The sequence below is a fragment of the Actinomadura citrea genome (assembly GCF_013409045.1).
Lineage (GTDB): Bacteria > Actinomycetota > Actinomycetes > Streptosporangiales > Streptosporangiaceae > Spirillospora > Spirillospora citrea.
Map to the genome: position 1 here is coordinate 2600860 of NZ_JACCBT010000001.1, position 26226 is coordinate 2627085.

24 protein-coding genes are annotated in these 26226 nt (G+C 72.4%); 16 read left to right on the forward strand and 8 right to left on the reverse strand.

Going from position 1 to position 26226, the window contains the following annotated elements; all coding sequences use genetic code 11:
- Positions 1–16 precede the first annotated feature (16 nt).
- From BJ999_RS12270 to BJ999_RS12310, 9 genes are all read left to right on the forward strand, one after another.
- The gene (locus BJ999_RS12270; RefSeq protein WP_179833412.1) at positions 17–1216 is read left to right on the forward strand and encodes a M50 family metallopeptidase; all 1200 of its coding nucleotides are present in this window, start codon (positions 17–19) and stop codon (positions 1214–1216) included.
- A 114-nt stretch (positions 1217–1330) separates the two neighbouring features.
- Complete coding sequence (ispG, locus tag BJ999_RS12275; RefSeq protein ID WP_179833413.1) at positions 1331–2524, forward strand: flavodoxin-dependent (E)-4-hydroxy-3-methylbut-2-enyl-diphosphate synthase; 1194 nt, start codon at positions 1331–1333, stop codon at positions 2522–2524.
- A 284-nt stretch (positions 2525–2808) separates the two neighbouring features.
- The gene (locus tag BJ999_RS12280; RefSeq protein WP_179833414.1) at positions 2809–4464 is read left to right on the forward strand and encodes an alpha/beta hydrolase; all 1656 of its coding nucleotides are present in this window, start codon (positions 2809–2811) and stop codon (positions 4462–4464) included.
- Positions 4465–4657: 193 nt separating this feature from the next.
- Positions 4658–6259 (forward strand): alpha/beta hydrolase, encoded by a 1602-nt coding sequence (locus tag BJ999_RS12285; protein ID WP_229809859.1) that lies wholly within the window; start codon positions 4658–4660, stop codon positions 6257–6259.
- A 193-nt stretch (positions 6260–6452) separates the two neighbouring features.
- Positions 6453–8039, forward strand: a complete 1587-nt coding sequence (locus BJ999_RS12290) for an alpha/beta hydrolase (RefSeq protein WP_179833415.1) — start codon at positions 6453–6455, stop codon at positions 8037–8039.
- A gap of 115 nt (positions 8040–8154) precedes the next feature.
- Positions 8155–8997 carry a GNAT family N-acetyltransferase gene (locus tag BJ999_RS12295; RefSeq protein WP_179838494.1) on the forward strand — a complete coding sequence of 281 codons (843 nt, stop codon included), beginning with the start codon at positions 8155–8157 and terminating at the stop codon, positions 8995–8997.
- A gap of 67 nt (positions 8998–9064) precedes the next feature.
- Complete coding sequence (locus tag BJ999_RS12300; RefSeq protein WP_179833416.1) at positions 9065–10021, forward strand: helix-turn-helix domain-containing protein; 957 nt, start codon at positions 9065–9067, stop codon at positions 10019–10021.
- A gap of 196 nt (positions 10022–10217) precedes the next feature.
- On the forward strand, positions 10218–11294 hold the full coding sequence (locus tag BJ999_RS12305; protein WP_229809860.1) for a S8 family peptidase: 1077 nt from the start codon (positions 10218–10220) through the stop codon (positions 11292–11294).
- 275 nt (positions 11295–11569) lie between these two features.
- Positions 11570–12478, forward strand: a complete 909-nt coding sequence (locus tag BJ999_RS12310) for a hypothetical protein (protein WP_089312821.1) — start codon at positions 11570–11572, stop codon at positions 12476–12478.
- Between the two features lie 48 nt (positions 12479–12526).
- Here the strand turns inward: BJ999_RS12310 and BJ999_RS12315 are convergent, their stop codons facing one another.
- Positions 12527–12943 (reverse strand): DUF3037 domain-containing protein, encoded by a 417-nt coding sequence (locus BJ999_RS12315; RefSeq protein ID WP_268247743.1) that lies wholly within the window; start codon positions 12941–12943, stop codon positions 12527–12529.
- Positions 12940–13767, reverse strand: coding sequence for a HipA family kinase (locus BJ999_RS12320; protein ID WP_179833418.1), 828 nt, complete (start codon positions 13765–13767; stop codon positions 12940–12942). Before BJ999_RS12320 ends, BJ999_RS12315 begins: the two co-directional genes overlap by 4 nt.
- A gap of 45 nt (positions 13768–13812) precedes the next feature.
- Here BJ999_RS12320 and BJ999_RS12325 point away from each other — a divergent pair, with 45 nt between their 5' ends.
- The 3 genes from BJ999_RS12325 to BJ999_RS12335 all read left to right on the forward strand — a co-directional run bounded on the left by BJ999_RS12325 (position 13813) and on the right by BJ999_RS12335 (position 16198).
- Positions 13813–14496 (forward strand): cyclase family protein, encoded by a 684-nt coding sequence (locus tag BJ999_RS12325; protein WP_179833419.1) that lies wholly within the window; start codon positions 13813–13815, stop codon positions 14494–14496.
- A 66-nt stretch (positions 14497–14562) separates the two neighbouring features.
- Entirely contained in the window at positions 14563–15306 is a 744-nt protein-coding gene (locus BJ999_RS12330) for a hypothetical protein (protein WP_373292600.1), read from the forward strand.
- Positions 15307–15373: 67 nt separating this feature from the next.
- Positions 15374–16198 carry a TIGR03619 family F420-dependent LLM class oxidoreductase gene (locus BJ999_RS12335; protein WP_179833421.1) on the forward strand — a complete coding sequence of 275 codons (825 nt, stop codon included), beginning with the start codon at positions 15374–15376 and terminating at the stop codon, positions 16196–16198.
- Positions 16199–16216: 18 nt separating this feature from the next.
- On the opposite strand, the gene BJ999_RS43500 is transcribed toward BJ999_RS12335, so the two are convergent.
- Positions 16217–16831 carry a DUF4870 domain-containing protein gene (locus BJ999_RS43500; protein ID WP_179833422.1) on the reverse strand — a complete coding sequence of 205 codons (615 nt, stop codon included), beginning with the start codon at positions 16829–16831 and terminating at the stop codon, positions 16217–16219.
- A 103-nt stretch (positions 16832–16934) separates the two neighbouring features.
- Between BJ999_RS43500 and BJ999_RS12345 the strand changes: the two genes are divergently transcribed.
- Both BJ999_RS12345 and BJ999_RS12350 read left to right on the forward strand, forming a co-directional pair.
- A complete protein-coding gene (locus BJ999_RS12345; protein ID WP_179833423.1) occupies positions 16935–18401 on the forward strand; it encodes a serine/threonine-protein kinase in 1467 nt (488 codons plus the stop codon).
- A 124-nt stretch (positions 18402–18525) separates the two neighbouring features.
- The gene (locus BJ999_RS12350) at positions 18526–19158 is read left to right on the forward strand and encodes a PaaI family thioesterase (RefSeq protein WP_179833424.1); all 633 of its coding nucleotides are present in this window, start codon (positions 18526–18528) and stop codon (positions 19156–19158) included.
- Here BJ999_RS12350 and BJ999_RS12355 read toward each other — a convergent pair.
- Both BJ999_RS12355 and BJ999_RS12360 read right to left on the reverse strand, forming a co-directional pair.
- On the reverse strand, positions 19142–20473 hold the full coding sequence (locus BJ999_RS12355; RefSeq protein ID WP_179833425.1) for an MFS transporter: 1332 nt from the start codon (positions 20471–20473) through the stop codon (positions 19142–19144). The genes BJ999_RS12350 and BJ999_RS12355 overlap by 17 nt on opposite strands.
- Positions 20474–20595: 122 nt before the next feature.
- Positions 20596–21105, reverse strand: coding sequence for a hypothetical protein (locus tag BJ999_RS12360; RefSeq protein ID WP_179833426.1), 510 nt, complete (start codon positions 21103–21105; stop codon positions 20596–20598).
- Positions 21106–21144: 39 nt separating this feature from the next.
- Here BJ999_RS12360 and BJ999_RS12365 point away from each other — a divergent pair, with 39 nt between their 5' ends.
- Both BJ999_RS12365 and BJ999_RS12370 read left to right on the forward strand, forming a co-directional pair.
- Complete coding sequence (locus tag BJ999_RS12365; RefSeq protein WP_179833427.1) at positions 21145–21825, forward strand: response regulator transcription factor; 681 nt, start codon at positions 21145–21147, stop codon at positions 21823–21825.
- Positions 21822–23165, forward strand: coding sequence for a sensor histidine kinase (locus BJ999_RS12370; RefSeq protein ID WP_179833428.1), 1344 nt, complete (start codon positions 21822–21824; stop codon positions 23163–23165). The genes BJ999_RS12365 and BJ999_RS12370 overlap by 4 nt, the downstream gene beginning before the upstream one ends.
- Positions 23166–23446: 281 nt before the next feature.
- On the opposite strand, the gene BJ999_RS12375 is transcribed toward BJ999_RS12370, so the two are convergent.
- The 3 genes from BJ999_RS12375 to BJ999_RS12385 all read right to left on the reverse strand — a co-directional run bounded on the left by BJ999_RS12375 (position 23447) and on the right by BJ999_RS12385 (position 26149).
- Positions 23447–23950, reverse strand: coding sequence for a DinB family protein (locus BJ999_RS12375; protein WP_179833429.1), 504 nt, complete (start codon positions 23948–23950; stop codon positions 23447–23449).
- A 68-nt stretch (positions 23951–24018) separates the two neighbouring features.
- Positions 24019–24504: an SH3 domain-containing protein gene (locus tag BJ999_RS12380; protein ID WP_179833430.1), complete on the reverse strand. Its 486-nt coding sequence runs from the start codon at positions 24502–24504 to the stop codon at positions 24019–24021.
- A gap of 502 nt (positions 24505–25006) precedes the next feature.
- Positions 25007–26149 carry a tyrosine-type recombinase/integrase gene (locus BJ999_RS12385; protein ID WP_179833431.1) on the reverse strand — a complete coding sequence of 381 codons (1143 nt, stop codon included), beginning with the start codon at positions 26147–26149 and terminating at the stop codon, positions 25007–25009.
- Positions 26150–26226: the final 77 nt, after the last annotated feature.

Consider the following 26226-nt stretch of genomic DNA (forward strand, 5'->3'; position numbering starts at 1 on the left):
CCCCGGAGGGGACCCGATGGCCTTCTTCCTCGGCGCGGTGGCGTTCGTGGTGGCACTGCTGGTCTCGGTGATGCTCCATGAGGGCGGGCACCTGCTCACCGCCAAGCGCTTCGGGATGAAGGCCACCCAGTACTTCGTGGGTTTCGGCCCCACCCTGTGGTCCGTCCGCCGGGGCGAGACCGAGTACGGCGTGAAGGCGATCCCGCTGGGCGGCTTCGTCAAGATCATCGGCTACACGCCGCTGGAGGAGATCCCCGCGGCCGACCGCCCGCGCGCGTTCTACCGGCAGCCCGCCGGCCGCCGCGCGGTCGTCATCGTCGCGGGGGTGGTCGCCAACTTCGTGTTCGCGTTCCTGCTGCTCATGGTGATGGCCATGACGATCGGCGTGCGGGAGTCCGGGACGGTGACCAGCACGGTCGACGAGGTCACGGCCTGCGTGCCCGCCTCGATGTCCAGCGGCTGCGGCGGGGACCGGCCGCCGTCCCCCGCCGCCCGGGCGGGGCTGCGCGCGGGCGACCGCGTCGTCTCGTTCAACGGCACCACGGTCTCCGACTGGGCCGGGCTCACCAGGGCGATCGACGCGGCGAAGCCGGGCCAGACGGTGACGGCGGTGGTCGTGCGGCCGGGCGCGCCGGGGCCGGTGACGCTGCCGATCACGCTCGCGGACATGGACGGGCGGCCGTTCGTCGGCATGTCGGCGAAGGTCGTCGGCGCCGGGTACGAGCGGACCGGGCCGCTCAACGCGGCCGTGTTCGCCGGGGAGGGCATCGGCCGCACCGTCGCCGGCATCGGGCGGGCCGCGGCGGACCTGCCCTCCGCCGTCCCGAAGCTGTTCTCGCCCGAGCGGGGGAGCACGCCCGGCGGCCAGGTCGGCAGCGTGGTCGGCGCGACCGAGGTGTCCGGGCAGATCTTCTCCGCCCAGAGCTCCGCCCGCGACAAGCTCGCCCTCTACCTGTCGCTCGTCGTCTCGGTGAACATCTTCCTCGGCGCGCTCAACGTGCTGCCCCTGCTCCCGCTGGACGGCGGACACCTCGCGGTCGTCGCCTACGAGCGGGCGCGGGCCGGCGTCAACCGGATCAGGGGACGGCCGGATCCGGGCACCGTCGACATGACCCGGCTCATGCCCTTGACATACCTGGCCGTCCTGTTGCTGGTGGGATTCGGGGTGCTGCTGATCCTCGCCGACCTGCTCAACCCCCTGCGACTACCGGAATGACGTGAAACGTTTACCGAGTGTGCTCAAATGGTCACACTGGTGGAAGCCGGGTGCCGTCAACTCAGCCGCGCGGGGCACCTAGGCTTTGTACGGGGCCGAAAATTGAGGAGAGGGATGAGCGTTTCACTGGGTATACCGAGCGTTCGCGGCGAGGGCGACGGGCAGGGGGCGCCGGGTCCGATCGCGCCCCGCCGCAGATCCCGGCAGATCATGGTCGGCGCCGTCCCGGTGGGCGGCGACGCCCCCGTGTCGGTGCAGTCGATGACCACCACCCTCACCGCCGACGTGAACGCCACGCTCCAGCAGATCGCGGAACTGACCGCGTCCGGATGCCAGATCGTCCGCGTCGCCGTGCCGTCGCAGGACGACGCCGAGGCGCTGCCGGCGATCGCGCGCAAGTCGCCGATCCCCGTCATCGCCGACATCCACTTCCAGCCCAAGTACGTCTTCGCGGCGATCGACGCGGGCTGCGCGGCCGTCCGCGTCAACCCGGGCAACATCAAGAAGTTCGACGACCGGATCGGCGAGATCGCGCGCGCCGCCAAGGACGCGGGCGTGCCGATCCGCATCGGGGTGAACGCCGGCTCCCTGGACAAGCGCCTGCTGGAGAAGCACGGCCGGGCCACCCCCGAGGCGCTGGTGGAGTCGGCGCTGTGGGAGTGCTCGCTGTTCGAGGAGCACGACTTCCGCGACATCAAGATCTCGGTCAAGCACAACGACCCGGTCGTGATGATCGAGGCGTACCGGAAGCTGGCGGCGGCCTGCGACTACCCGCTGCACCTCGGTGTCACCGAGGCCGGCCCGGCGTTCCAGGGCACGATCAAGTCGGCCGTCGCGTTCGGCGCGCTGCTGGCGGAGGGCATCGGCGACACGATCCGGGTGTCGCTGTCGGCGCCGCCGGTCGAGGAGGTCAAGGTCGGCGCGGCGATCCTGGAGTCGCTCGGGCTGCGCAAGCGCGGCCTGGAGATCGTCTCCTGTCCCTCCTGCGGCCGTGCGCAGGTGGACGTGTACTCGCTGGCCGAGCAGGTCACCGCCGGGCTGAAGGACTTCCCGGTCCCGCTGCGCGTCGCGGTGATGGGCTGCGTGGTGAACGGGCCCGGCGAGGCCCGCGAGGCCGACCTCGGCGTCGCGTCGGGCAACGGCAAGGGCCAGATCTTCGTCAAGGGGGAGGTCGTCAAGACCGTCCCCGAGGCGCAGATCGTCGAGACCCTGATCGAGGAGGCGATGCGCATCGCCGACGAGATGGGCATCGAGATCGCCGAGGACGGCACGGTCTCCGGACCGGGCGCCGAGGTGGTGGTCGGCTGACCCCCGCGCGCGGGCCGGCGCCCGCGCCGCGGCAGGCGCCATAGCAAGCCTTCAAAAGGCCCCGGGTCTTGCGATCCGGGGCCTTTTCGCGTGCCCGGAACCTGCCCCGGAGCTGGGCATCCGCGACCGGAACGTCCGGAGTTGTCACAGAGTTCCGCTGATCTTGTCACGATTCCGCATCCACTCTGACGGGCCCCTGTCGGGCCGTACGCCAGAACCGCCACAATCTTCACTCATTTACCCGTATGTCTGACTCAACCGGAGTCGGCACGATAGGGGGATATGTGAAGAGGATCGTTGTCGTGGCCGCGGTGGCCGGGCTCGGTCTCACCGGTCTCGGCGCCACAAGCGCACAGGCCGCGAGCCCCTCCGCCGGAACGGCCGGAGGATTCAACCCCTCGGCGGCCAAGTGGCACGCCTGCCCCGCGGACTTCGTCCAGACGGTGCACGACCTGTACGACGCGCTGTACCCGGTCTCCAAGATCGTCCAGTGTGCCGAGCTGTCGGTGCCGATGGACTACGCCAAGCCGCAGGGCAAGAAGATCACGCTCCAGCTCACCAGGACGCCGCACACCGGCTCCGGTGCGGCCAAGGGCGACATCGTGGTCAACCCCGGTGGACCGGGCGGCGGCGGCGCGCTGTTCGGGCCGCGGGTGTTCGCGCAGAACTCCGCCCCGATGCGCGAGGCGTACAACGTCATCGGCTTCGACCCGCGCGGCGTCGGCATGAGCGTCCCGGCCCTGAGCTGCGACCCGAACTACACCAACGCCCCGCGCCCCGACTACGGCACCGGTGACCGCGCGTCGGTCAACACGTGGCTGAAGCTGTCCAAGGGCTACGCCGAGGCGTGCGGCAAGGCCGACAAGACCGGGCTGCTCAACCACATCAAGACGATCGACTCGGTCAACGACGTCGAGTCGATCCGGCGGGCGCTCGGCAACAAGAAGCTCGACTACTACGGCGCCTCCTACGGCACCTACCTCGGTTCCACCTACGCCACCGTCTACCCCAAGAACGTCGGGAAGATGGTGCTGGACGGCAACGTCGGTCCCTCCGACGCCTGGTACGAGGCCAACCTCAACCAGGACATCCAGTTCGACATCAACATCGACTACTACTTCGGCTGGGTCGCCAAGTACGACTCGGTGTACCACCTCGGCACCACGCAGAAGCAGGTCCGGAGCTTCTTCTACGACCTGCGCGCGAAGCTCAAGAACAAGCCGCTCTACTACACCGACCCCGACAGCGGGCAGACGCTCGCCGTCGGGCCGGACGAACTGACCGACGTGATCCTGAACGCCGGGTACCGGCGCAGCCAGGCCGTCTGGCACGGGTACGCGGCCGCGCTGTCGGCGTACAAGGCGGGCGACACCGCCACGTTCGCGCAGACCTACGGCGCGCCGACGACCGGCGGCTCCGACGACAACGGGTACGCCGTCTACCTCGGCGTGCAGTGCACCGACGTCCAGTGGCCGCTGAGCTGGAACAAGTGGCAGCGCGACAACGAGCGGATCGACAAGAAGCACCCGTTCGAGACCTGGGCCAACGCCTGGTACAACGCCCCGTGCCTGTACTGGCCCGCCAAGGCCGGCAAGCCGGTGAACATCGGCCACACCCGTGACCTGCCGCGCAACATCCTCATGTTCCAGTCGACCGCGGACGCGGCCACGCCGTACGCGGGCGCGCTGGAGATGCACCGCAGGCTCAAGGGCTCGCGCCTGGTCGTCCAGGACGGCGACCGTACGCACTGCATCGTGCACCGCGGCTCCGCCCAGGTGGACGCCTACTTCGACGCCTACTTCCTGCGGGGAGAGCGTCCGGAGCAGAGCACCGTCCACGTCCCGCAGCTCGGTGACCCGACGCCGCCGTCGACGGCGACCGCCAGGACGCTGAGCGGCTCGCAGAAGGCCGCGCAGCTCAAGGCCGACGTCATCCGCTGACGCCGGTCGCGGCCCATGCGGTCCGGACCCCGGGGAGCGTTCCCCGGGGTCCGGCACCCGCCGGCACACAGGTAGCGACACACAGGTAGCGACACACGGGTTGCGAAACGCAGCCAGTACGCAACAGCCACGCATCGGCGACACCCCCCTCCGGCATGGCGCCGGCCCGGAGTCGCCGATCTGAGGGGGTCAAGTGAAAAGGATCGTTCTCGTCGCGACCGCTGCGGTCGTGGCGGCGGGGGGCGCAGGGTACGCCGTCTCCGCGAACGCGGACACCGGGGGCTCCGGTGCCGCCACGGTCGCGGCCAAGGGCATCGACTGGGGCGCGTGCGAGGTCAGCGGCCCCAGTGACCCGATGAACAAGGCGCAGTGCGCCCAGGTCGAGGTGCCGCTCGACTACGGCCGGCCCAACGGCCGCAAGATCTCCATCGCGGTGTCGCGCTTCCGGCACACCGACGAGAAGAACTACCAGGGCACCCTGTTCGTGAACCCGGGCGGCCCGGGCGGCACCGGCATCGAGTACGCGCCCGCCCTCGCCCGCTGGATCGGCGGCACCGGGCACGCCGACGTCGCCGCCAAGTACGACATCATCGGCTTCGACCCGCGCGGGGTCGGCTCCAGCAAGCCCGCGCTGAGCTGCGACCCGAACTTCTCCGACCCGATCCGGCCGGACTACGTCCCCTCCTCCGCCAAGGAGGAGAAGGCCTGGATCGCCAAGTCGAAGAAGTACGCGCAGGACTGCGCGAAGAAGTTCGGCTGGCTGCTGCCGCACATGCGCACCACCGACGCCGCGCGCGACGTCGACGCGATCCGCGCCGCGCTCGGCCAGGACAAGATCAGCTGGTACGGGTTCTCGTACGGCACCTACTTCGGCGCCACCTACGCCACGCTCTTCCCCAAGCGCGTGAAGCGGATGGTGCTGGACGGCAACGTCAACCCGAAGACGGTCTGGTACGACGCCCAGCTGGAGCAGGACAAGGCCTTCGAGCACAACATGAAGGCCTGGTGGGCCTGGATCGCCAAGTACGACTCGCTCTACCACCTCGGCAAGAGCGAGAAGGCCGTCGAGGCCAAGTACTACGCCGTCCGCGCCGCCGCGAAGAAGGCGCCGATCGGCGGCAAGATGGGGCCGGACGAGCTGGACGACACGGTGCTGTCCGCCGGCTACAACACCGGCTACTACATCCCCTTCGCGCAGGCGCTCTCGGCTTGGGCCAACGACAAGGACGCCTCCGGGCTCCTCGACTGGATGAGCCCCGGCGGCGACGACAACGGCTTCGCCGTCTACAACGCCGTCCAGGCCGCCGACGCCCGCTGGCCGCGCAACTGGAGCAAGTGGCACTACGACGCCGCGAAGCTCTACCGGCAGGGCTACAGGTTCAACACCTGGAGCAACGTCTGGTTCAACGCCCCGGTCGCCTTCTGGCCGTTCCAGGGCGGGCCGGAGTTCAAGCTGAAGGGCGCCAAGGGCCTGGCGGGCATGCTGCTCGTGCAGTCCACCCAGGACGCGGCGACCCCGGTCGCGGGCGGCCTGGAGATGCACAAGGTCTTCCCGTCCTCGCGCCTGGTGTTCGAGGTCGGCGGCAAGACCCACGCCAACACGCTCAACGGCAACACGTGCCTGGACGACAAGGTCGCGGCGTACCTCGACACCGGGGCGCTGCCGCAGAGCCACCGCGGCCCGGACGCCTACTGCAAGGCCGTCCCGGAGCTGAACGACCCCGACCCGACGGCCGTGACCGCGAAGGCCGCGCGCGCCTCCGCGGGCAAGGACCTCCCGGTCGGGCGCCCGTGACACGTGGCTAGTACGGCACGCGGGTAGCACGCCGTTCCGCGGTGTGCCCGTCCCGTCCCCTCGCGGGGCGGGCCGGGCACACCGCGTTTCGCTTTGCGGGCGGGCGGTTCTCGGTACTGGTCCCGGTTAGGGCCGGAATCGCGCGATCCCCGAGGTACGCGTTTCCCGGCCGTCCCGCCGGTAGAAAGCGAACGTGCTGAACGACGCTGGAAAGAGGGCCGCCGCCGGGACGGCGGCCGCCGCGGTCACGCTCGCCGTCGCCGGGGCCGCACTGGGGACGCCCGCGGGCGCCGCCCCCGCCCCCCGCCCCGAACCGAGGCCCGCCGGCCTCGCGTGGAAGTCCTGCCCCGCCAAGGATCCGGTGGAGGGCACCCGGCTCAAGGGCCTGCAGTGTGCGTCCCTCCGGGTGCCGCTCGACTACGCCGACCCGGCGGGCAGGCAGATCACCCTCGAACTGACCCGCGCCCGGCACACCGCGTCCAGGTCCAAGGGCGCGGTGCTGCTCAATCGGGGCGGGCCCGGCGCGCACGGGCGCGACCTGTCCGGCTTCTTCGCGGGGTCGCTGCCGAAGCGGGTCGCCGCGTCCTACGACTGGATCGGCTTCGACCCGCGCGGCGTCGGCGCCAGCAGGCCCGAGCTGATCTGCGACCCCGGCTACCAGAGTCCCGGCCGCGCCCGCCCCGACGCCGTCCCCGCGAGCGCGGCGGAGGAGGAGGCGTGGAAGGCCAGGGCACGGCATTACGCCGGCGACTGCGCCCGCCGGTACGGGGCGGTCCTCCCGCACATGGGCACCGCCGACTCGGCCCGCGACATGGACGCCGTCCGCGCCGCCCTCGGCCAGCAGAAGATCAGCTTCTTCGGGTACTCGTACGGGACGTACCTCGGCGCGGTGTACGCCACGATGTACCCGCAGCGGGTCGGCCGCATGGTGCTCGACAGCGTCGTCCGGCCGAGCGGGGTCTGGTACGACGACAACCTCGACCAGAACGTCGCCTTCGAGAAGCGCATCCACGCGTACTTCGCCTGGATCGCCCGCCACCACAAGACCTACCGACTCGGCGACTCCGGCCGGAAGGTGGCCGCCGCCTACACCAGAGTGCGCGGGGCGCTCAAGGCCAAGCCGATCGACGGGCGGGTCGGGCCCTCCGAACTCGACGAGGCGTTCCTTGCCGACGGGTACGGCGACTACAACTGGGCCGCGCACGCGAGGGCCCTGTCGGCCTACGCCGTCCGGCACGACCCGGGGCCGCTGCGCAAGGTGTGGCAGCCGCCGTCACGGCTCGACCAGAACAACTACACGGTCTACAACGCCGTCCAGTGCCGGGACGCCGCCTGGCCGCGCGACTGGCGACGCTGGCACGCCGACAGCGAGCGCCTCTACCGCCGCGGTTACCGTTTCGAGACCTGGAGCAACACCTGGTACAACGCGCCCTGCGCCTTCTGGGGAGTGCCGGGCGGCCCGCCGCCGCGGGTGGGGGGCGGCTCCGCGCTGCCCCCGATCCTGATGGTGCAGGCCACCGAGGACGCCGCGACCCCGTATCCGGGTGCGCTGGAGATGCACCGCCGGTTCCCGACGTCCAGGCTGCTCGTCCAGGCCGACGGGCGCAACCACGGCGTCTCGCTGTCCGGCGACAGGTGCGTCGACGGGGCCGTCGCCGCCTACCTCGGCGGTGGGCGGCTGCCCGCGAGCCGGCCGGGACCGGACCAGAAGTGCGCGGCCGGGCCCGAACCGGTCGTGGCCAAGGCGGGCAGAGCGGAGCAGGCGGCCGCGCACCGGTGACCCCTCCGCGGACAGGGCCGTGACCGAGGCCGCGGAGGTGCGCGGCGCCGGGACGGCATAGTCTTGGCCACGTGGAGCTTTCAGTGGTGAGGGCCGGGGGCCGGTAGCCGTGCGGATGCTGGGCTCGATGCCGGTGCGCGTGCTGGACGACCGGTACCGTGCGGAGGCCCTCGCGATCCTGGACGCCGACCCGGTGTCCAACGTGTTCGTGAGTTCCCGCGTGCACGCCGCGGGGCTCGATCCGCGCCGCCTCGGCGCCCAGATGTGGGGCTACCTGCGTGAGGGCAGGCTCGTCGCGCTGTGCTACTCGGGCGCCAACCTCATCCCGGTCGCGGCCGGGCCGGAGGCCGTCCGGGCGTTCGCGGAGCGGGCCCAGGCGCAGGGACGGCGCTGCTCGTCCATCGTCGGGCCCGTCGGCGCCGTGGGGGAGTTGTGGGAGATCCTCGCGCCGTACTGGGGGCCGCCCCGGGCCGTCCGCGCCGCCCAGCCGGTGATGGCGACCTCCAGCGTCCCCGACGTGCCCGCCGACCCCGGCGTGCGCCGGGTCCGGATGGAGGACTTCGACATCGTCTACCCGGCCTGCGTGGCAATGTTCACCGAAGAGGTCGGGGTGTCGCCCAACGCCGGCGACGGAGGCGTGCTCTACCGGGCCCGCGTCGCCGAACTGATCCGCGACGGCCGCGCCTTCGCCCGGATCGAGGACGGCCGCGTCATGTTCAAGGCCGAGGTCGGCGCCGTCACCCCGCGGGCCTGCCAGGTGCAGGGCGTGTGGGTGCCCCCCGATCTGCGGGGGCAGGGCCGGTCGGAGACGGGGATGTCCGCGGTGGTGCGGGAGGCGCTGCACGGCATCGCGCCGACCGTCTCGCTGTACGTCAACGACTACAACACCCGGGCGCGGGCGGCGTACCGCCGGGTCGGGTTCACCGAACTGGGCTCCTTCATGTCAATTCTGTTCTGAATTGTCATTGCGTGCCTGATCTATCCCGGTACCTGAATCGATCTTCTGGGCCGGGTACCATCCCGCCGTGGAGTTCGCCGGGGCACTGCGGCAGGCGATCCAGGCGAGCGGGCTGACCCTGGAGCGGATCCGCCACCGGCTCGGCCGGCGCGGGCTCACGGTCAGCGTGGCCACCCTCAGCTACTGGCAGCGCGGCCGCAGCCGGCCGCGCTCGCGTACCCTCGTCGCCGCGCTGGAGGAGATCCTGCAGGTGCCGTCCGGCGCCCTCGTCGAGCTGCTGGAGGACCCCGCGCCGAGCTCCGCGCCCGTCCGGGGAGCGGTCGTGCGCGGCGGCGCCGGCCAGCCGAACGGGGCTGAGCGGGGCCGCGGCGTCCGTGACCTGTGGCCCGACCCCGAGCGCTACGCCTGCCTCGTCGGGCAGCTCGACCGCTCGGGCGACCACCGCCTCGAACGGCTCGGCGTCCACGACGTCTACCGGCTGGACGAGGCGCGCCGGTCCTGGACCCTGTCGGTGCGTACCGTCCTGCGGGCGGCCGGGGACGACATCGACCGCGTGGTCTGCGTCCACCGGACGGGCGACGCCGACCTTGCCGGCGCGGCGGAGGGGGACGCCGCCGTGGCGAAAAGTGACGCGGTGGGCGACCCGGCCGGGCTGCTGGACGTGCGGTACTGCCGCCCCGGCCGGATCCGCGCCGAGGGCGGGCTGGTGGCGTTCGAGCTGGTCTTCGACAGGGTGCTGGCGACGGGGGACACCGCGGTCATCGAGTACGAACTGGGCGCGATCGGGCCGCCCGCGCCTGACAGCTACGACCGGCGCTTCTCGCATCCCGTGCACGACTACGTGGCGCTCGTCCAGTTCGACGGCGACCGGCTGCCCGCCCGCTGCTACGGCTTCACGGCCGAGAGCTCCGCGTCCCCGCGCCGGCGGCTCGGCGAGCTGTGGATCGGCACTTCGGGGAGCGCGAACCTCGCGGCCGGAACCGTCCGTCGCGGAATAGTGGGCATCGAGTGGGAATGGCATTAACATTGAGAAAGCACATCGGTCAGAAATGTTGACGATTTCTCACGTTCTCGTCGAACATTCCTATCGATCGTCTTCGTGACCTCGGCCTTTCTTGGGGCCGGGGTGGCTCCACGGACGGAGTTCGATGAAGAAACCCCTGTTCACGGCCGTCGCGGCGGCGTCCCTGATTGCAGTTTCCGCCGCTCCCGCCCCAGCCGTGGCTTTTCGTGCGCCGCTCACCCTGGCCGTCTCGGGCCAGGGCATCGCCGGACAGTACATCGTGACGCTGAAGCCAGGCGTATCGATCGGCGCCACCGTTTCCAAGCACGCCATCAAGACCATGTACCGCTACGGCATGGTGCTGAACGGATTCGCCGCAAAGCTCGACTCCAGGAAACTCGCGAAGCTGCGCGGCGCCCCCGGCGTCGCCCGCATCGAGCAGGACGCGGTCGTCCACGCCGACAGCACGCAGCAGAACCCCCCGTCGTGGGGCATCGACCGGATCGACCAGACCGCACTCCCGCTGTCGCGCGGCTACACCTACAACTCGACCGGCGCGGGCGTCTCCGCCTACATCATCGACACCGGCATCGACACCGCGCATCCGCAGTTCGGCGGCCGCGCGTCCAACGTGTACGACGCCCTCGGCGGCAACGGCGCCGACTGCAACGGCCACGGGACGCACGTCGCCGGGACGGTCGGCTCCACCTCCTACGGCGTCGCCAAGAACGTCCACCTGCGCGGCGTCCGCGTGCTGAACTGCCAGGGCAGCGGCAGCAGCTCCGGCGTCATCGCGGGCATGAACTGGGTGGCGGGCCACCGCTCCCGGCCGGCGGTGGCCAACATGTCGCTCGGCGGCGGCTACTCGTCGTCGATGAACACCGCCGCCGACAACCTCGCGAACTCCGGTGTCCTCCTCGCCGTCGCCGCGGGCAACGACGCCCGCAACGCCTGCGACTACTCGCCGGGGAGCGCGGCGAACACCACCACCGTCGCGGCGAGCACGATCACCGACGCGAGGGCCTCCTACAGCAACCACGGATCCTGCGTCGACCTGTACGCGCCAGGGTCGTCCATCACCTCGACCTGGCTGAACGGCGGGACGAACACCATCAGCGGCACCTCGATGGCCACCCCGCACGCCACCGGCGTCGCCGCCCTCTACAAGGCCGCCAACGGCGACGCCTCCTACGGCGTCATCCGCAGCTGGCTCACGTCCAACGCCGTCAGCGGCGTGATCAGCGGCAACCCGGCCGGGACGCCGAACCGCCTGCTCGACAAGCGCAACCTCTGACCGGCTTCCGGGCCCGTCCCGCGCCGGCGGGCCCGGGGGCCGGGGCCTCCGCCCGCGGCGCGCGCCGTGGGCGGAGACCCGATCGCGCCGGGGGATCCGGCGTCGCAGCGCCACCGGAAACCGGTACCCGATCCGGCGGAGGCCAGGGCCGACGGTTGTGACAGTTTGCCTGTTGGCATCGGGGCCGCGGAGCCTTACAGTGAGCGCGGAAGTTGCAATTGCGGTAGTCAAGGCCGTTTTGCGGGGGCCGGCCGGAGCCGATCCGGAGGCCGAGCATGCAGAGTGTCGCAGAGGACGATCTTCTCCAGGTCCTCCAGTACGGGCCGTTCAACGTCGCCCTGCACGCCGCCATCCAGGCGCGCGGCCTGAGCCTGGACTCCCTGCGGCGCCGGCTGGAGGAGCAGGGCATCGCGGTCAGCCTGTCCACGCTGAGCTACTGGCAGCGCGGCCGGACCCGGCCCGAGCGCGCCGACTCGCTGCGCGCCGTCCGCGGCCTGGAGACCATCCTCGAACTGCCGCGGCACTCCCTGCTGACGCTGCTCAGGCCCACCACCGACCGCCCCGCCGGGCCCTGGCTGCCGGTCGAGGAGCTGTGCCCCGAGCCGGGCGTCCGCGACCTGCTGGACGAGATCGGCGACCGCGGCGAGCGGCAGCTGACCGGGCTCAGCCTGCACGACCAGTACCTCATCGGGCGGCGCCGGGAACTGCGCGAGGTCCGTGTCCGCGCGGTGTTCCAGGCCCAGCAGCGCGGCGTGGACCGCTGGATCGCCGTCTACCACCACCCGCAGGGCGTGCTGCCCTCGTCCCGCACCGTGCGCGGCTGCCGTTTCGGCCGCGTCCGGATGGACGAGACGAGCGGCCTCATCGCCGCCGAGCTGCTGTTCGACCGGGCACTCGGGCGCGGCGAGACCTACCTGCTGGAGTACGGCTTCGGATTCGAGGAGACCGGCCCGCCCGTGACCGAGGAGGGACGCGGCTTCCGCACCCCGCAGCACGAGTACCTCATCGAGGTCCGGTTCCATCCGGCGGCGCTGCCCGCCCGCTGCTACCGGACGTGGCGGCCCGACGGGCACACCGCGCTGAAGGACTCCGCCGACCTGCGGTTGTCCAGCTACCAGAGCGTCCACTTCATCGAGTTCGGGATGGCCGCCGGCTACCACGGCATCCGCTGGGAGTGGACCTGAGCCGGGAGCGGAACCGAGCGGCGGGCCCCCGGCCCGCTCGCCCGGCCGCTACCGCACGAGCAGGTCGAGGAGACGGTCGAGTTCGGCGGCCGGGTCCCCGGTGAGCCCGGCGTGCACCGGGCCCGGCTGGACGATCGTGCTGCGCGGCGCGGTCAGCCACCGGAACCGCGCGCCCGGGGCCTCCCGCGCCGCCTGGCCGGCGCGCTCGCCGCCGCAGCACACCGCGTCCACCGCGGTGAGGGCGGACCGGACGCCCGCCAGGTCGAGCGAGGCGTCCAGGGCGAGCAGGCGCCCCTCGTCCAGGTGGGTGCGGCATCCGAGGTAGTCGAGGGCGCGGCAGTACACGACCACGCCGACGTTCATGGACTCGCCGCGCTCGACGCGCGGGACGACGCGCAGCGCGGCGTACTCGAACACCGTCGGCTCGGCGGCCGTCCTGATGTTGGTCGTCCTGCCGGCGGTCACGAGGTCCCCCCGAGCCAGCCGGGACGGTTCTGGCCGCGCCGCGCGGAGGTGTCCGGGCGGTGGGCGCTGACGTCGAGGTCGGGCAGCCACTCGCGCGGCTTGCCGGCGCGCGGCAGCAGGATGTCGAGGTAGGCGTCGCGGAGCGCCTGCGGGTCGGCGAAGCCGGGCTCGCCCTCCAGCCAGCGGTCCGGGACGAGGGCGGCGACCTCGCGCAGCAGCCCCTCGGTGATCTTCGGCGCGAGCTCGGCCTCGGCCTCCTCCAGCCGGGTCGCGTACGGGGTCAGCACGTGGTCGTCCACGTCGTAGGGGCCGGAGAACAGCCGGGCGGCGTTGGACCACGCGTGGTGGAAGATGAGGCTCGCGCCGTGGTCGATGAGCCACACGTCGCCGTGCCACACGAGCATGTTGGGGTTGCGCCAGCTTCGGTCGACGTTGCCGATGAACGCGTCGAACCACAGCACCCGGGAGGCGAAGCCCGGGTCGGTGCTCCAGCCGAGCGGGTCGAAGCCGAGCGACCCGGGCAGGAAGTCGACGCCGAGGTTCCAGCCGGGGCTGGCCTTCAGCAGGTCCTGCACGTCGGGGTCGGGCTCGTGCCGTCCGATCGCCGGGTCCAGGTCGATGAGCACCTGCTCGGGCACCCGCAGGCCGAGCCGGCGCGCCAGCTCACCGGCGATCACCTCGGCGATCAGCGCCTTGCGGCCCTGCCCGGCCCCGTGGAACTTCATCACGTAGGTGCCGAGGTCGTCGGCCTCGACGACGCCCGGGAGCGATCCGCCCTCGCGGAGCGGCGTCACGTAGCGGATGGCGGTCACATGTGGCAACACGTCGCAACGCTATCGGCTGGGGCGGCGGCCGGGATAATCGGTTTCATGGGCGTTGAGCTGCTCGACCTGTCGGTGCCGATCGTCACGGGCATGCCGGTCTATCCGGGCGACCCCGAGGTGGAGGCCGTCCCGGCCCTCACGGTCGCGGAGGCCGGGGTGAACGTGCTGCGGCTGCACCTGGGGTCGCAGACCGGTACGCACGTGGACGCCCCTTTCCACATCGACGACACGCTTCCGAGGCTGGACGAGCTGCCGCTGACGCGCTTCACCGGTCCGGCCGTGGTGATGGACGTCCGGGGCCTGCCGCCCCGCGCGCCGATACCGCCGGAGGCCGTCCCGCCGGGTCTCGCGCCGGGCGACGTCCTGCTCATCGCGACGGGCTGGTCGGGGCACTGGGGGACCGAGGGCTACCTCGCCCATCCCTATCCGGCGCCCGAGACCGCGGAGGCCATCGTGGCGGCGGGCGTCAGGACGGTGGGCATCGACGCGCTCAGCGTGGACCGGACCCCGCCGCCCGGCTCGGACGACTTCTCGCTCGCCGCCCACCGCGTCCTCTGCGGCGCCGGGGCGGTGATCGCCGAGAACCTGACCGGTCTCGGACGCCTCGCCGAGGCCCAGGCCGCGGGCTGCGCGATCGAGGTCTCCCTCTTCCCGCTGGCCCTGGTGGGCGCGGACGGCGCCCCCGTCCGCGCCGTCGCGCGCGTGGACGACCGCGCCGTCCTCGTCTGACGGCGGGGCCCGCGCCGTCCGGCCCATACTGGGGGCCGGTCGACGGGAGGGCGTGGACGGATGCGGGTGGAGTGGGCGACGGATCAGGGCGGCCCCGAGCGGCCCAACGAGGACTTCGTGGCGGCGGCCGCCGGGGCGGTCGTGGTGCTCGACGGGTGCGGGCTGCCACTCGGCACCGACCTCGGCTGCGCGCACGGGACCGCCTGGTACTCCCGCTCGCTCGGCACCCGGCTTCTGGCGCGGATGCTGGAGGGGCTCGGTCCGCAGGCGGGCCCGCCGGTGGGGCCGCCCGAGGGCGCGCACCGGCCGGGGGCCCGGCCGCTGGTCGCGCGGCTCGCCGGCGCGATCGCGGACGTTGCGTCCGCGCATCGGGCGACCTGCGACCTGCGGGTTCCGACGACCCCGGCGGCGACCGTGCTCGCCCTGCGGCTGCGGGGCGGGCTGGTCGACTACCTGGTGCTGGCCGACTCCACCGTCCTGCTGGAGGGCCGCGACGGCCTGCGGGAGATCACCGGCGGGCGGAACTACGCCGCCGCGGACCCGGCCGCGGCCGACGCCGCGATCACCGGCACGGTGCCGGCCGCCGACCTGCGGCGCGCATTCCTGCTGACCGACGGGGCGACGCGCCTCGCCGACCTGTTCGGCGTCACCGGCTGGGCCGGGCTGGCGGCGCTGGCCGTGGACCCGGGGCCCGCCGGGTTGATCGAGCGGACGCGGGAGGTCGAGCGCACCGACCCGGGGGCCGTCCGGTGGCCCCGGAACAAGGTGCACGACGACGCGACCGCGGCCGTCTGCGACCTCGGCGGCTGACCCGCCCGGTCGAGCAATCGCTTGGTCGTGTCGGTAGGGTGCGGAGCCCGCGGAGAAGGGACACGGCATGCGCCTCGGCATCACGATGTTCGCGACCGACCTGACCATGGCGCCGCACGAACTGGCCGCGGAGGCGGAGGCGCGCGGCTTCGCCTCGCTCTACCTGCCCGAGCACACCCACATCCCCGTGTCCCGCGCCACCCCGCCGCCGACGGGCGACGCGGCCCTGCCCGAGGAGTACGCCCGCACGCTCGACCCGCTCGTGTCGCTCGCCGCGGCGGCCGTGACGACCGAGCGGATCGTCCTCGGCACCGGCGTCCTGCTGCCCGCCCAGCGCGAGCCGATCGTCACCGCCAAGGCCGTCGCCACCCTCGACCGGCTGGCGCCCGGACGGGTCGCGCTCGGCATCGGCTTCGGGTGGAACGCCGAGGAGGGCGCCGACCACGGCGTCCCGTGGAAGCGGCGGCGGGCCGTGGCGCGCGAGCACGTCCTCGCCATGCGGGCCCTCTGGACGGACGAGGAGGCCTCCTTCACGGGGGAGTTCGCGGGCTTCGCGCCGAGCCGGGCGTGGCCCAAGCCGTCCCGCCGCGTCCCCGTGCTGCTCGGCGGCGCCCCCGGCCCGACGCTGTTCGCGCACATCGCCGAGTACGGGGACGGGTGGATGCCGATCGGCGGTGCGGGCGTCCGCGAGGCCCTGCCCGCCCTGCGCCGTGCCTGCGAGGACGCGGGACGCGCCATGGTGCCCGTGGTCCCCTTCGGGACGCTGCCCACCCCCGGCAAGCTCGACCACTTCGCCTCGCTCGGGATCGAGGAGGTCGTGCTGCGGGTGCCCGCGGGCGACCGCGACTCGGTCCTGCCGGTGCTGGACGGCTACGCCCGCTCCCACCTGTGAGCCGGCGGATCCTCGGCGCTAACGGATCATGCGGTAGCAGAAGAAGGTCGGGAACCGGTAGTACTGGCCCTTGCCGGCCTTCACCGCGCCGAGGATGAGGAACACCCACCCGCCGATCAGCAGCTCCAGGTACGGGAGGATGAACAGCGCGAGGAACCCGGGCGCGTCCAGCAGGATGGCCGGCGGGACGCAGACCGCCGCCACGGCCACGAGGTGGATCAGCATGGTGAGCTGGTAGTTCATCGACTGCGCCGCGTGAAAGCGGGTGAACGGCGAGGTGTTCTTCTTCACCAGGTAGATGACCAGCGGCGGCAGGAATCCGATCAGGATGTTACCGACGTAGGCGAAGATCGCCCATGTCGTCTCCTCGCCCGGGTTCTGCAGGCCCGGGCCGTAGGGGACGCCGGGAGGGCCGTACCCGTAACGCGGGTCGTACGGACCGGCGGACGGCGGGCCGAACGGCTGACCCGGCGGCGGGCCCGGTGGTTGCCCCGGGGGCGGGCCTGGTGGCTGACCCGGTGGCTGGCCGTAGGCGCCGTGATACGGCGGCGGCTGATGGGGAGGCGGGGGCTGGTCGGGCGGCGGCTGGTCGGGCGGCGGTTGATCGGAAGGTGGCGGGGGCTGGTCCGTCACGTGTCGTCCTCATGTCCTCTTCGGGCGTCCCGTTGCGGGATACTGCAGGAATCTATAGGAACCGGGCTCGCCGGCGCGGGTCTCACCGGGTCGGGAGGCACACATGTCGGCGGCGGGCACCCTGCGTCCGGGCGACCCCGATCGGCTCGGCCGCTACCGCCTGGCCGGCCGGCTCGGCGAGGGCGGCCAGGGCGTCGTCTACCTCGGCGAGGACGAGGGCGGCCCCCACGGGCGGGTCGCGGTGAAGCTGCTGAACGCGGGTCTCGGCCAGGAGTCCGAGGCGCGTGCGCGGTTCATGCGCGAGCTGGAGACCGCCAAGCGGGTCGCGGAGTTCTGCACGGCCGCGATCCTGGACGCCGATGTGGCGGGCGACCGCCCCTACATCGTGAGCGAGTTCGTCGACGGCCCGTCCCTGCACCACGTGGTGATGAGCGAGGGGCCGCGCACGCGCGGCGCGCTGGAGCGCCTCGCGGTCGGGACGGCCACGGCGCTGGTGGCGATCCACCGGGCGGGCGTCGTGCACCGCGACTTCAAGCCGCGGAACGTGCTGCTCGGCCCGGACGGGCCGCGCGTCATCGACTTCGGCATCGCCCGCGCGCTGGACGGCGCCACCATCACCTCCAGCGGAGCGATCGGCACCCCGGCGTTCATGGCCCCCGAGCAGTTGGAGGGGCTGCGCGCCGGACCCGCCGCCGACGTGTTCGCGTGGGCCGCGACGATGGTGTTCGCCTCGTCGGGGCGGCTGCCGTTCGCGGGCGAGACGATGACCGCGATCGTCGGGCGGATCCTGCACGGCGAGCCGGACCTCGGCGAGCTGACCGGCCCGCTGCGCGACCTGGCCGTCCGGTGCCTGGCGAAGGACCCGGCGACGCGTCCGGAGGCGTCGCAGGTTCTGCGGACCCTGATCGGCGACGAGCACCAGGCCCCGGTCCCGCACGCCCCGGCGGCGCCGTACGCGCCCGCCGGGGGGCCGACGATGCTGATGCCGCACCCGACCGCGCGGACAGACCCCCCGCGGCGGGGCGTCCCGGGCGTGGTCGCCGTGTCGGCGGCGGTGGTCGCGGTCGCCGCGGCCGTCGCGGTGACGGCGTACGCGATGTCCGGACGGGAGGGCGGCGGCGCGGACGCGGCGGGTCCGGGTGCGGTCGGCCCCTTGCCCGCCACCGCGTCCAGCACCCCGGCTACCTCGCCGCCCGCGCCGTCCGGCCCGGACGCGGCGGAGTCCCGGCAGACCGGCATCCCGGCGCGGTACGCCGGGACGTGGACGGGACGGGTGACGCAGAACGACGGCAAGGTCTTCCCGGCGAGACTGGTGCTGCCCGCGGGCGGCGGCGCGGGCCGGATCACCTACCCGGCGCAGAACTGCGCGGGCACCGAGACCCTCGCCGGACGGACGGGCGAGACGCTGCGGTTCCAGGAGCGGATCACGTTCGGCGCGGAGCGGTGCGTGGACACCGGGACGGTCACGCTGACCCCCGGGTCCGGCGGGGACCGCCTGATCTTCCACTACAGCGGGACGTCGCCGAGCGGCCGGCAGTGGACGGTCACCGGGCCGCTGTCGCGCTCCTGATCGCCCCCGCGCGGCCACCGGGCGACCGCTGAGCGGGACCTGCGTCCGGACCGCCCTCCGACGTATTCTAGAATTTCGTTCGGCCCATGGGGCGATGGGGGCATGCCCCGCGAGGAGGCTGGAGTTGAGCGCGATCCCGATGGAGCGGCCCGTGCTGGAGGACGACGAGGCGGCGGCATTGACGGGTCTGGCCGCCCGCGTGCGCGAACTGGCCGAGGCCACCGTCCTCACCGGCGCCGACGCCGCCGAGGCCGCCGCGGTGGCGGACGAGGTCGCGGCGCTGACCGCCCGGCTCACCGCCGAGCGGCGCGGCGCCCCGCCGTTCGTCACGCCCGGCGAGCGCCGCATGGACCGCCAGATCGCCAACCCCGTCACCGGGCCGCTCAACCCCTTCGCGCCGCCGATCGGCCTGGAGGTGACCTCGGACGGCGTCGTCAGGGGCGAGTTCACGCTCGGCGCCGTCTACGAGGGCCCGCCGTCGTACGTGCACGGCGGCGTCTCCGCGATGGTGCTCGACCAGGCGCTCGGCATGGCGGCGGCCGCCACCGGCACGCCCGGCATGACCGCGACCCTGGAGACGCGCTACCGGCGTCCCACCCCGCTCGGCGTCCCGCTCCAGGTGGAGGCGAAGGCGAGCCGCGTGGAGGGGCGCAAGGTCTACGCCTCCGGGACGATCAGCGCGCCGGACGGGCGGGTCACCGTCGAGGCCACCGCGATGTTCATCATGCCGCAGCGGTTCGTCACGTCGGAGTACTGACCTGCGCGCGCTCCTCCGCCGGGGCGGGCAGCAGCGCGAGCGCGGCGAGGGTCAGCACCGAGGCCACGATCATGCTGATCGAGATCGCCTGCCAGCCGTAGTCGTGCAGCAGCCACGTCGCGAGCAGCGGCGCGGGGCCGCCCGCGAACACCGAGGCGAGCTGGTAGCCGATGCCCGCCCCGCCGTAGCGCAGCCGCGTCGGGAACGTCGAGGCGATCAGCGACGCCTGCGGCCCGTACTGCACGGCGTGCGGGATCTGCGCCACCACCACCGCGACGACGACGAGCGCCGCGACCTCGGTGTTGAGGAGCGCGAAGTACGGGAACGCGAACAGGGCCACGCAGATCGAGCCGACCGCATACACCCGCCGTGGGCCGATGCGGTCGCCGAGGTGCCCGGCGGCCGGGATCGTGACCAGCTCCAGCGCGGCCGCCGCCGTCACCGCGCTCAGCGCGAGCCCCTGCGCCATGCCGAGGTGCTTGTGCACGTAGGTGAGCGCGAACGAGGTGAACAGGTAGAACGGCATCTGCTCCGAGCAGCGCAGCAGCGCGCTCAGAATGATCTCCCTGGGGTGCCGCTTGACGACCTCGACGACCGGTACCCGGGCGACCTCGTCGCGCTTGACGACCTCGGCGAACAGCGGCGTCTCCATCACCCGGATCCGCACCCACAGCCCGATCCCGACGAGGACCAGGCTGAACAGGAACGGGACGCGCCACGCCCAGCTCTTGAACGCCTCGTCCGCCGACAGCGCGATGGCGGTCATCATGCCGGTGCCGAGGATGAGCCCGATCGGGACGCCGAGCTGCGGCAGGCTCGCCATCAGGCCCCGCCGCCTCTGGTCGCCCCACTCCATCGACAGCAGCACCGAGCCGCTCCACTCGCCGCCGACCGCGACGCCCTGCAGGATCCGCAGCAACACCAGCAGCACGGGCGCGGCCCAGCCGATCGTCTCGGTGCCCGGCAGCACGCCGATCAGCGCGCTCGACACGCCCATCAGCACCAGCGTGACGATCAGCGTCGCCTTCCGGCCGAGCCGGTCGCCCCAGTGCCCGAAGATCGCCGCGCCCACCGGCCGGGCCGCGAAGCCCACCGCGTACGTCGCGAACGCCGACAGCGTGCCCGCGTAGTCGCTCGACTCGGGGAAGAAGACGTCCTTGAAGACGATCGCCGCGGCGGTGTTGTAGAGGAAGAAGTCGTACCACTCGATCGAGGTGCCGATCACGCTCGCGGCGGCGGCCTTGCGGACCTGCGCGCGGCGCTCCTCGGCGTCCGCGGCGCCGGCGCGTCCGGCCTCTCCGGGATCCAGAACCATGGGAGCCGTTGACCTTTCCGACCGCCCCCGCCGGTCCCAGCGATTTGACCCACTGTTTCCCGCTGGATTCGCCGCCGAAACCGTCGCACCGCGAAACAGTCGACAATCCGGTGGTTTGTCGCTCAGTACTCGTAGACCTTGACCGTCGGGGCATGCTCGTACCAGGACGCGATGACCGACGAGGTGTGCTCGTCGGAGAGGAAGTCGACCCGCAGCCAGCCCTCGGCCTGCGTCACGCGCGTCTCGTAGCCGGGGTTCGGCGTGGCCGACACCAGCCGCACCCGGTCCTTCTCGATCGACATCGCGGCGCTCCCGCCGCGCGTCGCGTAGCTGCGCACGTGGTCGGTCGGCCCGGCGGACGAGCCGCCGCCGGGCTTGGCGGGCGGCGCCTTCGGCGGCCTGGACGGCTCGGGGCCCTTGTCCTGACCGGTCGGCGGGCTCGACCGCGCGGGGGGCGACCCGATGGTGGTCGGCCCCGGGGGCTGGGACGGGCTGGAGTGGATCACCGGTCCGGCGATCGGCGGCGGCGCCGACCGGTCCGACACCGCGCTGCGCACGACGCCGCGCACGCCGAGCCAGGAGAGCGCCACCGCGAGCGCGGTCACCCCGGCCCAGGGGGCAACATACGACATTGCGCGACGCATGGGCACATGGTGGCATACGGTTCCGCCATGGCGAGTGTGTTGGTGGTCGAGGACGACGCGAACGTCCGGACCGCCTTGATCAGGGAGCTGAGCGTCCGGTCGCACGTCGTGCGCAGCGTCGGGACCGCGATGGACGCGTTGCGCGAGGTCACGCAGTCCCCGCCCGACGTCGTCGTGCTCGACCTCGGCCTGCCCGACCTGGACGGTGCCGAGGTCCTGAAGATGCTGCGCGGCATCTCCGACGTGCCCGTCATCATCGCTACCGCACGCGACGACGAGCCCGAGATCGTCCGGTTACTGAACGCCGGCGCCGACGACTACCTCATCAAGCCGTTCTCCATCGAGCACCTCAGCGCCCGGCTCGCCGCGGTGCTGCGCAGGTCGGCGCGGTCCGGGCCGACCGCCGAGCTCAGCGTGGGCGGCCTGCACATCGACCTCGACCGCCGGGAGGCGCGGCTGGACGGCGAGCCGCTGGAGCTGACCCGCCGCGAGTTCGACCTGCTCGCCTACCTCGCGGCCCGTCCCGGACGGGTCGTCGCGCGGCGCGAGCTGCTCGCCGAGGTGTGGCGGCAGGCCTACGGCGACGACCAGACCATCGACGTCCATCTGTCCTGGCTGCGCCGCAAGCTCGGCGAGACCGCCGCCGCCCCCCGCTACCTGCACACGGTCCGCGGCGTCGGAGTACGCCTGGCCGACCCGCGCGCATGAGGCGGACGCTCGTCCTGGTATCGCTGGCGGTCACCTCGATGGTCGCGCTGGCGTTCCTGATCCCGCTCGCCCTCACCGTCCGGGAGATCGCCCGCGACCGCGCCCTGACCACCGCCGAGCGGCAGGCCAGCGCGCTCGGCCCCGTCCTCGTCGTCACCGAGGACCCCGCCGCCCTCGAACGCGCCGTCGCCAGCACCCAGGCGGGCGCCGCCGGGCGGATGACCGTGCACATGCCGGACGGCGGCCTCGTCCCGAAGAACCCCCGCGAGGACGAGGGCGCCCGTCCCGAGCAGCTCACCGAGGCCGGGCGGCGCGGCCGCTCCTACACCGCCCGCGTGGACGGCGGGTTCGCGCTGCTCCAGCCCGTGTCGCTGGACGCGGGCCGCACCGCCGTCGTGGAGGTCTTCCTGCCCGACGATGACCTGTCGCGCGGGGTGTGGAAGGCGTGGCTCGTCATGACCACGGTCGCCGCCGCGCTCGTCGCCGGATCCGTCGCCGTCGCCGACCGGCTGGGCGCGCGCATGATCCGCTCCACCCGCCGCCTCGCCGAGGCCGCCGGCGCGTTCGGCGACGGGGAGCTGTCGGTGCGGATCGAGCCGGACGGGCCGCCCGAGCTGGTCGAGGCGGGCCTGGCGTTCAACGCGATGGCCGACCACGTCGTCCAGCTGCTGTCGGCCGAGCGGGAGATGGCGGCCGACCTGTCGCACCGGCTCCGCACCCCCCTGGCCGCGCTCCGCCTCAACGTCGAGGCGCTCGGGGACGGGCACGTCGCCGAGCAGACCCGTGAGGCCGTCGACCGGATCGAACGCGAGGTCGACCAGATCATCCGGACCGTCCGGCGGCCCACCGGCCGGGGCAGCTGCGACGCCTCCAAGGTGCTGCGCGACCGGGTCGCGTTCTGGTCCGTCCTCGCCGAGGACGAGGGACGCTCCTGCGAGCTGATCGGCGCCGAGGGCCCGGCGCCGCTGCCGATCCCCGGCACCGAGCTCGCCGCCGCCGTGGACGCGCTGCTCGGCAACATCTTCCGGCACACGGCCGAGGGCACCGGCTTCGTCGTCACCCTCCACCAGGGGCAGGGCGTCACCGGCATCCTCGTCGCCGACGGCGGCCCCGGCATCGCCGACCCGGACGCGGCCCTGAAACGCGGCAGCAGCGGCGGCGGCTCCACCGGCCTCGGCCTGGACATCGCCCGCCGCGCCGCCGAGTCGACCGGCGGCTACCTGCGCATCCACCGCAGCGTCCTCGGCGGAGCCCAGGTGCAGATGTGGTTCCGCACGAGGTGGCTGCCCCCGGCCCGCCGCTCCCGCCGCCTCGTCCGCCGCCGCCACTCCCGCACCTAGCGCCCGCCGTAGCTGGCGGCGGCGCGGGGCACCCCTGACGTGACCCCATGAGACGCCTCCGCCCCCACTACGTCGCCGCCGCCCTCATCGGCGTCGTCGGCCTCGTGGTCGCCGTCCTCATCGCCGTCGCGGGCTTCGTCGCGGGGGACAACGTCCCCACGGCGCCCACCTCGTACAAGCTCCGGGTGACGGGCCTCGCCCCGGTTGCGGACGACGCCGTCCCTCCAGGAGGGCATGAACGCCGAGGCGATTCTTCGGCCGCTCCCCGTCGCGTCCGCGAGCTAGCCGGCTTCGCGGACGTGGTCCCCGGTCGCGCCGTCGAGGAGCTCGCGGATGATGTCCATGTGCCCGGCATGCCGCGCCGTCTCCTCGACCATGTGGATCAGGACCCACCGCAGGGTCACCGCCGCGCCGTGCCAGGCGGTGCCCCGGTCCTCAAGGGCCAGTTCTCCGATGACCTTGTCGGCCGCGGCACGCGCCCGCCCGTAGAACGCGACGATGCCCTCGATGGTCTCTCCGGGCTCGATCCTGAGGTCGGCCTCCGGGTCGTCGTCCCTGAACGGGAGCGGCTCGGTCTCCCGCCCGAACGTCTCGCCGAACCAGTCGTACTCGACGGCGGCCAGGTGCTTGGTGAGGCCGAGCAGGCTCGTCCCGGACGGCGTCATGGGGCGACGCGCCTGCTCCTCGTCCAGGCCGTTCAGCTTCCACAGGACCACGTCCCGATGTCGATCGAGGGCGGCCTTCAGACTTTCCTTCTCACCACCGGTGTACGGCACTTCCTCCATGCGGGGACGCTACCAGCGTGATCGGACCGGGCCGGCGCCCGGTGGACGCCGACCCGGTGGGAGCACGATCAGCAGTTGGAGTATTTGACGTACCACTTCCCGACGACCGCACCGGTGTCAGCGCCGAGCTTGTAGTCGGCGATCCAGTGGGTCGCGTTCAGCCGGACCCACAGGTAGCCGTCCCTGCGCTGGACGCTGTCCCAGTCCGTCCGGACTCTGGAGTCCTTCGCCAGGACCCCGACCCTCGTGTAGCCGAGGCCCGGCCCCGTGCGGACGTTGAGCCCGTCCGCAGGGAGAACGACCCCGTCGCACAGCCGAACGCGCTGCTCGTCGCGGACGAGAAGCCGGTTCATCGCCAAGGCGGCGCCCTCCGGCCCGACCTCGATGGCGCCCGGCCCGTGCCCTTCCTCCTCCAGCGGAGGGTTGGCCTGAACCGCGGCCGACCCTTCCGGGCGCGGCGGCGGCGCGGCCCCGGCGACCGCCCCGGCGCTCAGCGCGCCACCGGCCAGCGTCGTGGCGACCAGAACCACGCCGAGCTTCCTGCCTACATGCATCTGTACCTCCCGAGTGAGGCGGCGGACTTACAGCATCATGTTACCCATAGTCATGTAACATGAGCAGAGAGTTGCGAAGACTCTTCTATGTGACACCGAGAACGTCACCCCTCACCGTCGTCCCGAATGGCACCGGACAACAACACCGACGAGCCCAAGACGACGATCCGCGCCCCCGCTCCCGGCACGCCCCAGCAACATTCCGCGTCGACCCGCCCCAAAAGCGAACACATGTCCCTTTTGGCTCTCCACGGCAAGAAAGAGCCAAGCCGAGCCGACGACACCCCCACACCGAACGGCTCCTCCGACGCCCACCGCCCGTTCCCGCAGGTAAACCCCCCTCAGCGAGATCACCCCAGCCGGCCCCGGACGGGGCGCGAATAAGGCTGACTCAGGGGTTCCCTAAGTGAGGCCCAAGCCTGGATTCTGTGTCGATCCAGGTGGGGGAGGGGCGCCTTTGCGTCCGGTGTCTTGGGGAGCCAGGTCGGGAGCACGCTCGCCCCTACGCTGACTTGGTCTTGCGGGTGAAGATGTCGTTCATGTGCTCAGCGCCGTCGCGGATCTCGGGCTTGAGCTGGTGGCGGTAGACGGTTTCGGTGATCTTCGTGCTGGAGTGCCCGACGAGGATGCTGATCTTCTCGATGGGGACGTCGTGGTCGCTCATGAGGGACACGAAGGTGTGCCGTAGTTCGCGGGGGCACCACTCGGTGGGGTTGAGCCCCGCCGCTGTGAGCACCCTGCGGAACCGGTGCCGGACGTGTTGCGCCGTGTAGGGGCGTCCGTCCTCGTGGCAGAACACGAGATCGTTGTCCTGGTACGCCTCGCCGGCCTTGAGCTTCTCGGCCGCCTGCCTCGTCTTGTGGCTCCGGAGCGCTTCCACGCCCATGTCTGCGATGCCGAGCCCGCGTCGGCTGAGCGCCGTCTTGGTCTCGCCCTTGTGGCGGTCGGCTCGCAGGACGTAGACGGTCTCCTTGTCGAGATCGACGTCACTCCACTTGAGGGTGCGGAGTTCCTCCGTGCGGAGCCCCGAGACGATCGCCAGGACGACGTACGCCCCGAACCGGTGCTTCGGCTTGCTCGCCTCTTCGAGCAGTGAGCTCGCTTGCACCAGGCTGAGCGAGCGCGACTTGCGGGCGGGCTTGCCGTCTGGGGTATCCACCAGTTCGGCGACGTTCCGGCCGATGCGGTCATGGCGCGCCGCCCTGCGGATCGAGCGCTTGAGAATGCTGTGAACGATGCCGAGCGAGGACGAGGTGAGGTGTTCGGCTCTGCCGTTGAGCCACGTCTCGACGTCGTCGGCTGTGAGTTCCTTGAGCCGCGTCCGTCCGATGAACGGGATGAGCTGATGATCGGCGAGTGACCGGTAGACCTCGTTGGTCTTCGGCGACTTGCCGGACTTGGCGAACGCGGCGAGGAACTCTTCTACTGCGTCCCGGACATAGTAGTTGCGGTCCGTCTTGACGCCCTTGCTCAGCTCTTCGACGGCCTCTTTGAGCTTGTCCTTGACCTCTGTCTTGGTGCGCCCCTTCCTCTTGAGCCGCTTGCGCTTGCCGTCCGGGCCGAACCCGAGCGAGAGCGCGCCGGTGTACCCGTCGCCCTCCTCATAGATCGACCCCTCGTACTTGCCGACCAGGATCTTTGCCAACGGATCCCTCCTCGTATCGGTCGAGGTCACCACCGACCATAACTTAAGACGTCCCAAGACGTCCCTAGGTTGGGAGG

Coding starts and splice junctions, on each gene's coding strand:
- BJ999_RS12380 (WP_179833430.1), bottom strand. CDS start 24,504: ATGCATGTAGGCAGGAAGCTCGGCGTGGTTCTGGTCGCCACGACGCTG.
- BJ999_RS12360 (WP_179833426.1), bottom strand. CDS start 21,105: ATGTCGTATGTTGCCCCCTGGGCCGGGGTGACCGCGCTCGCGGTGGCG.
- BJ999_RS12325 (WP_179833419.1), top strand. CDS start 13,813: ATGGGCGTTGAGCTGCTCGACCTGTCGGTGCCGATCGTCACGGGCATG.
- BJ999_RS12270 (WP_179833412.1), top strand. CDS start 17: ATGGCCTTCTTCCTCGGCGCGGTGGCGTTCGTGGTGGCACTGCTGGTC.
- BJ999_RS12375 (WP_179833429.1), bottom strand. CDS start 23,950: ATGGAGGAAGTGCCGTACACCGGTGGTGAGAAGGAAAGTCTGAAGGCC.
- BJ999_RS12355 (WP_179833425.1), bottom strand. CDS start 20,473: ATGGTTCTGGATCCCGGAGAGGCCGGACGCGCCGGCGCCGCGGACGCC.
- ispG (WP_179833413.1), top strand. CDS start 1,331: ATGAGCGTTTCACTGGGTATACCGAGCGTTCGCGGCGAGGGCGACGGG.
- BJ999_RS12310 (WP_089312821.1), top strand. CDS start 11,570: ATGCAGAGTGTCGCAGAGGACGATCTTCTCCAGGTCCTCCAGTACGGG.
- BJ999_RS12370 (WP_179833428.1), top strand. CDS start 21,822: ATGAGGCGGACGCTCGTCCTGGTATCGCTGGCGGTCACCTCGATGGTC.
- BJ999_RS12365 (WP_179833427.1), top strand. CDS start 21,145: ATGGCGAGTGTGTTGGTGGTCGAGGACGACGCGAACGTCCGGACCGCC.
- BJ999_RS12335 (WP_179833421.1), top strand. CDS start 15,374: ATGCGCCTCGGCATCACGATGTTCGCGACCGACCTGACCATGGCGCCG.
- BJ999_RS12345 (WP_179833423.1), top strand. CDS start 16,935: ATGTCGGCGGCGGGCACCCTGCGTCCGGGCGACCCCGATCGGCTCGGC.
- BJ999_RS12295 (WP_179838494.1), top strand. CDS start 8,155: ATGCTGGGCTCGATGCCGGTGCGCGTGCTGGACGACCGGTACCGTGCG.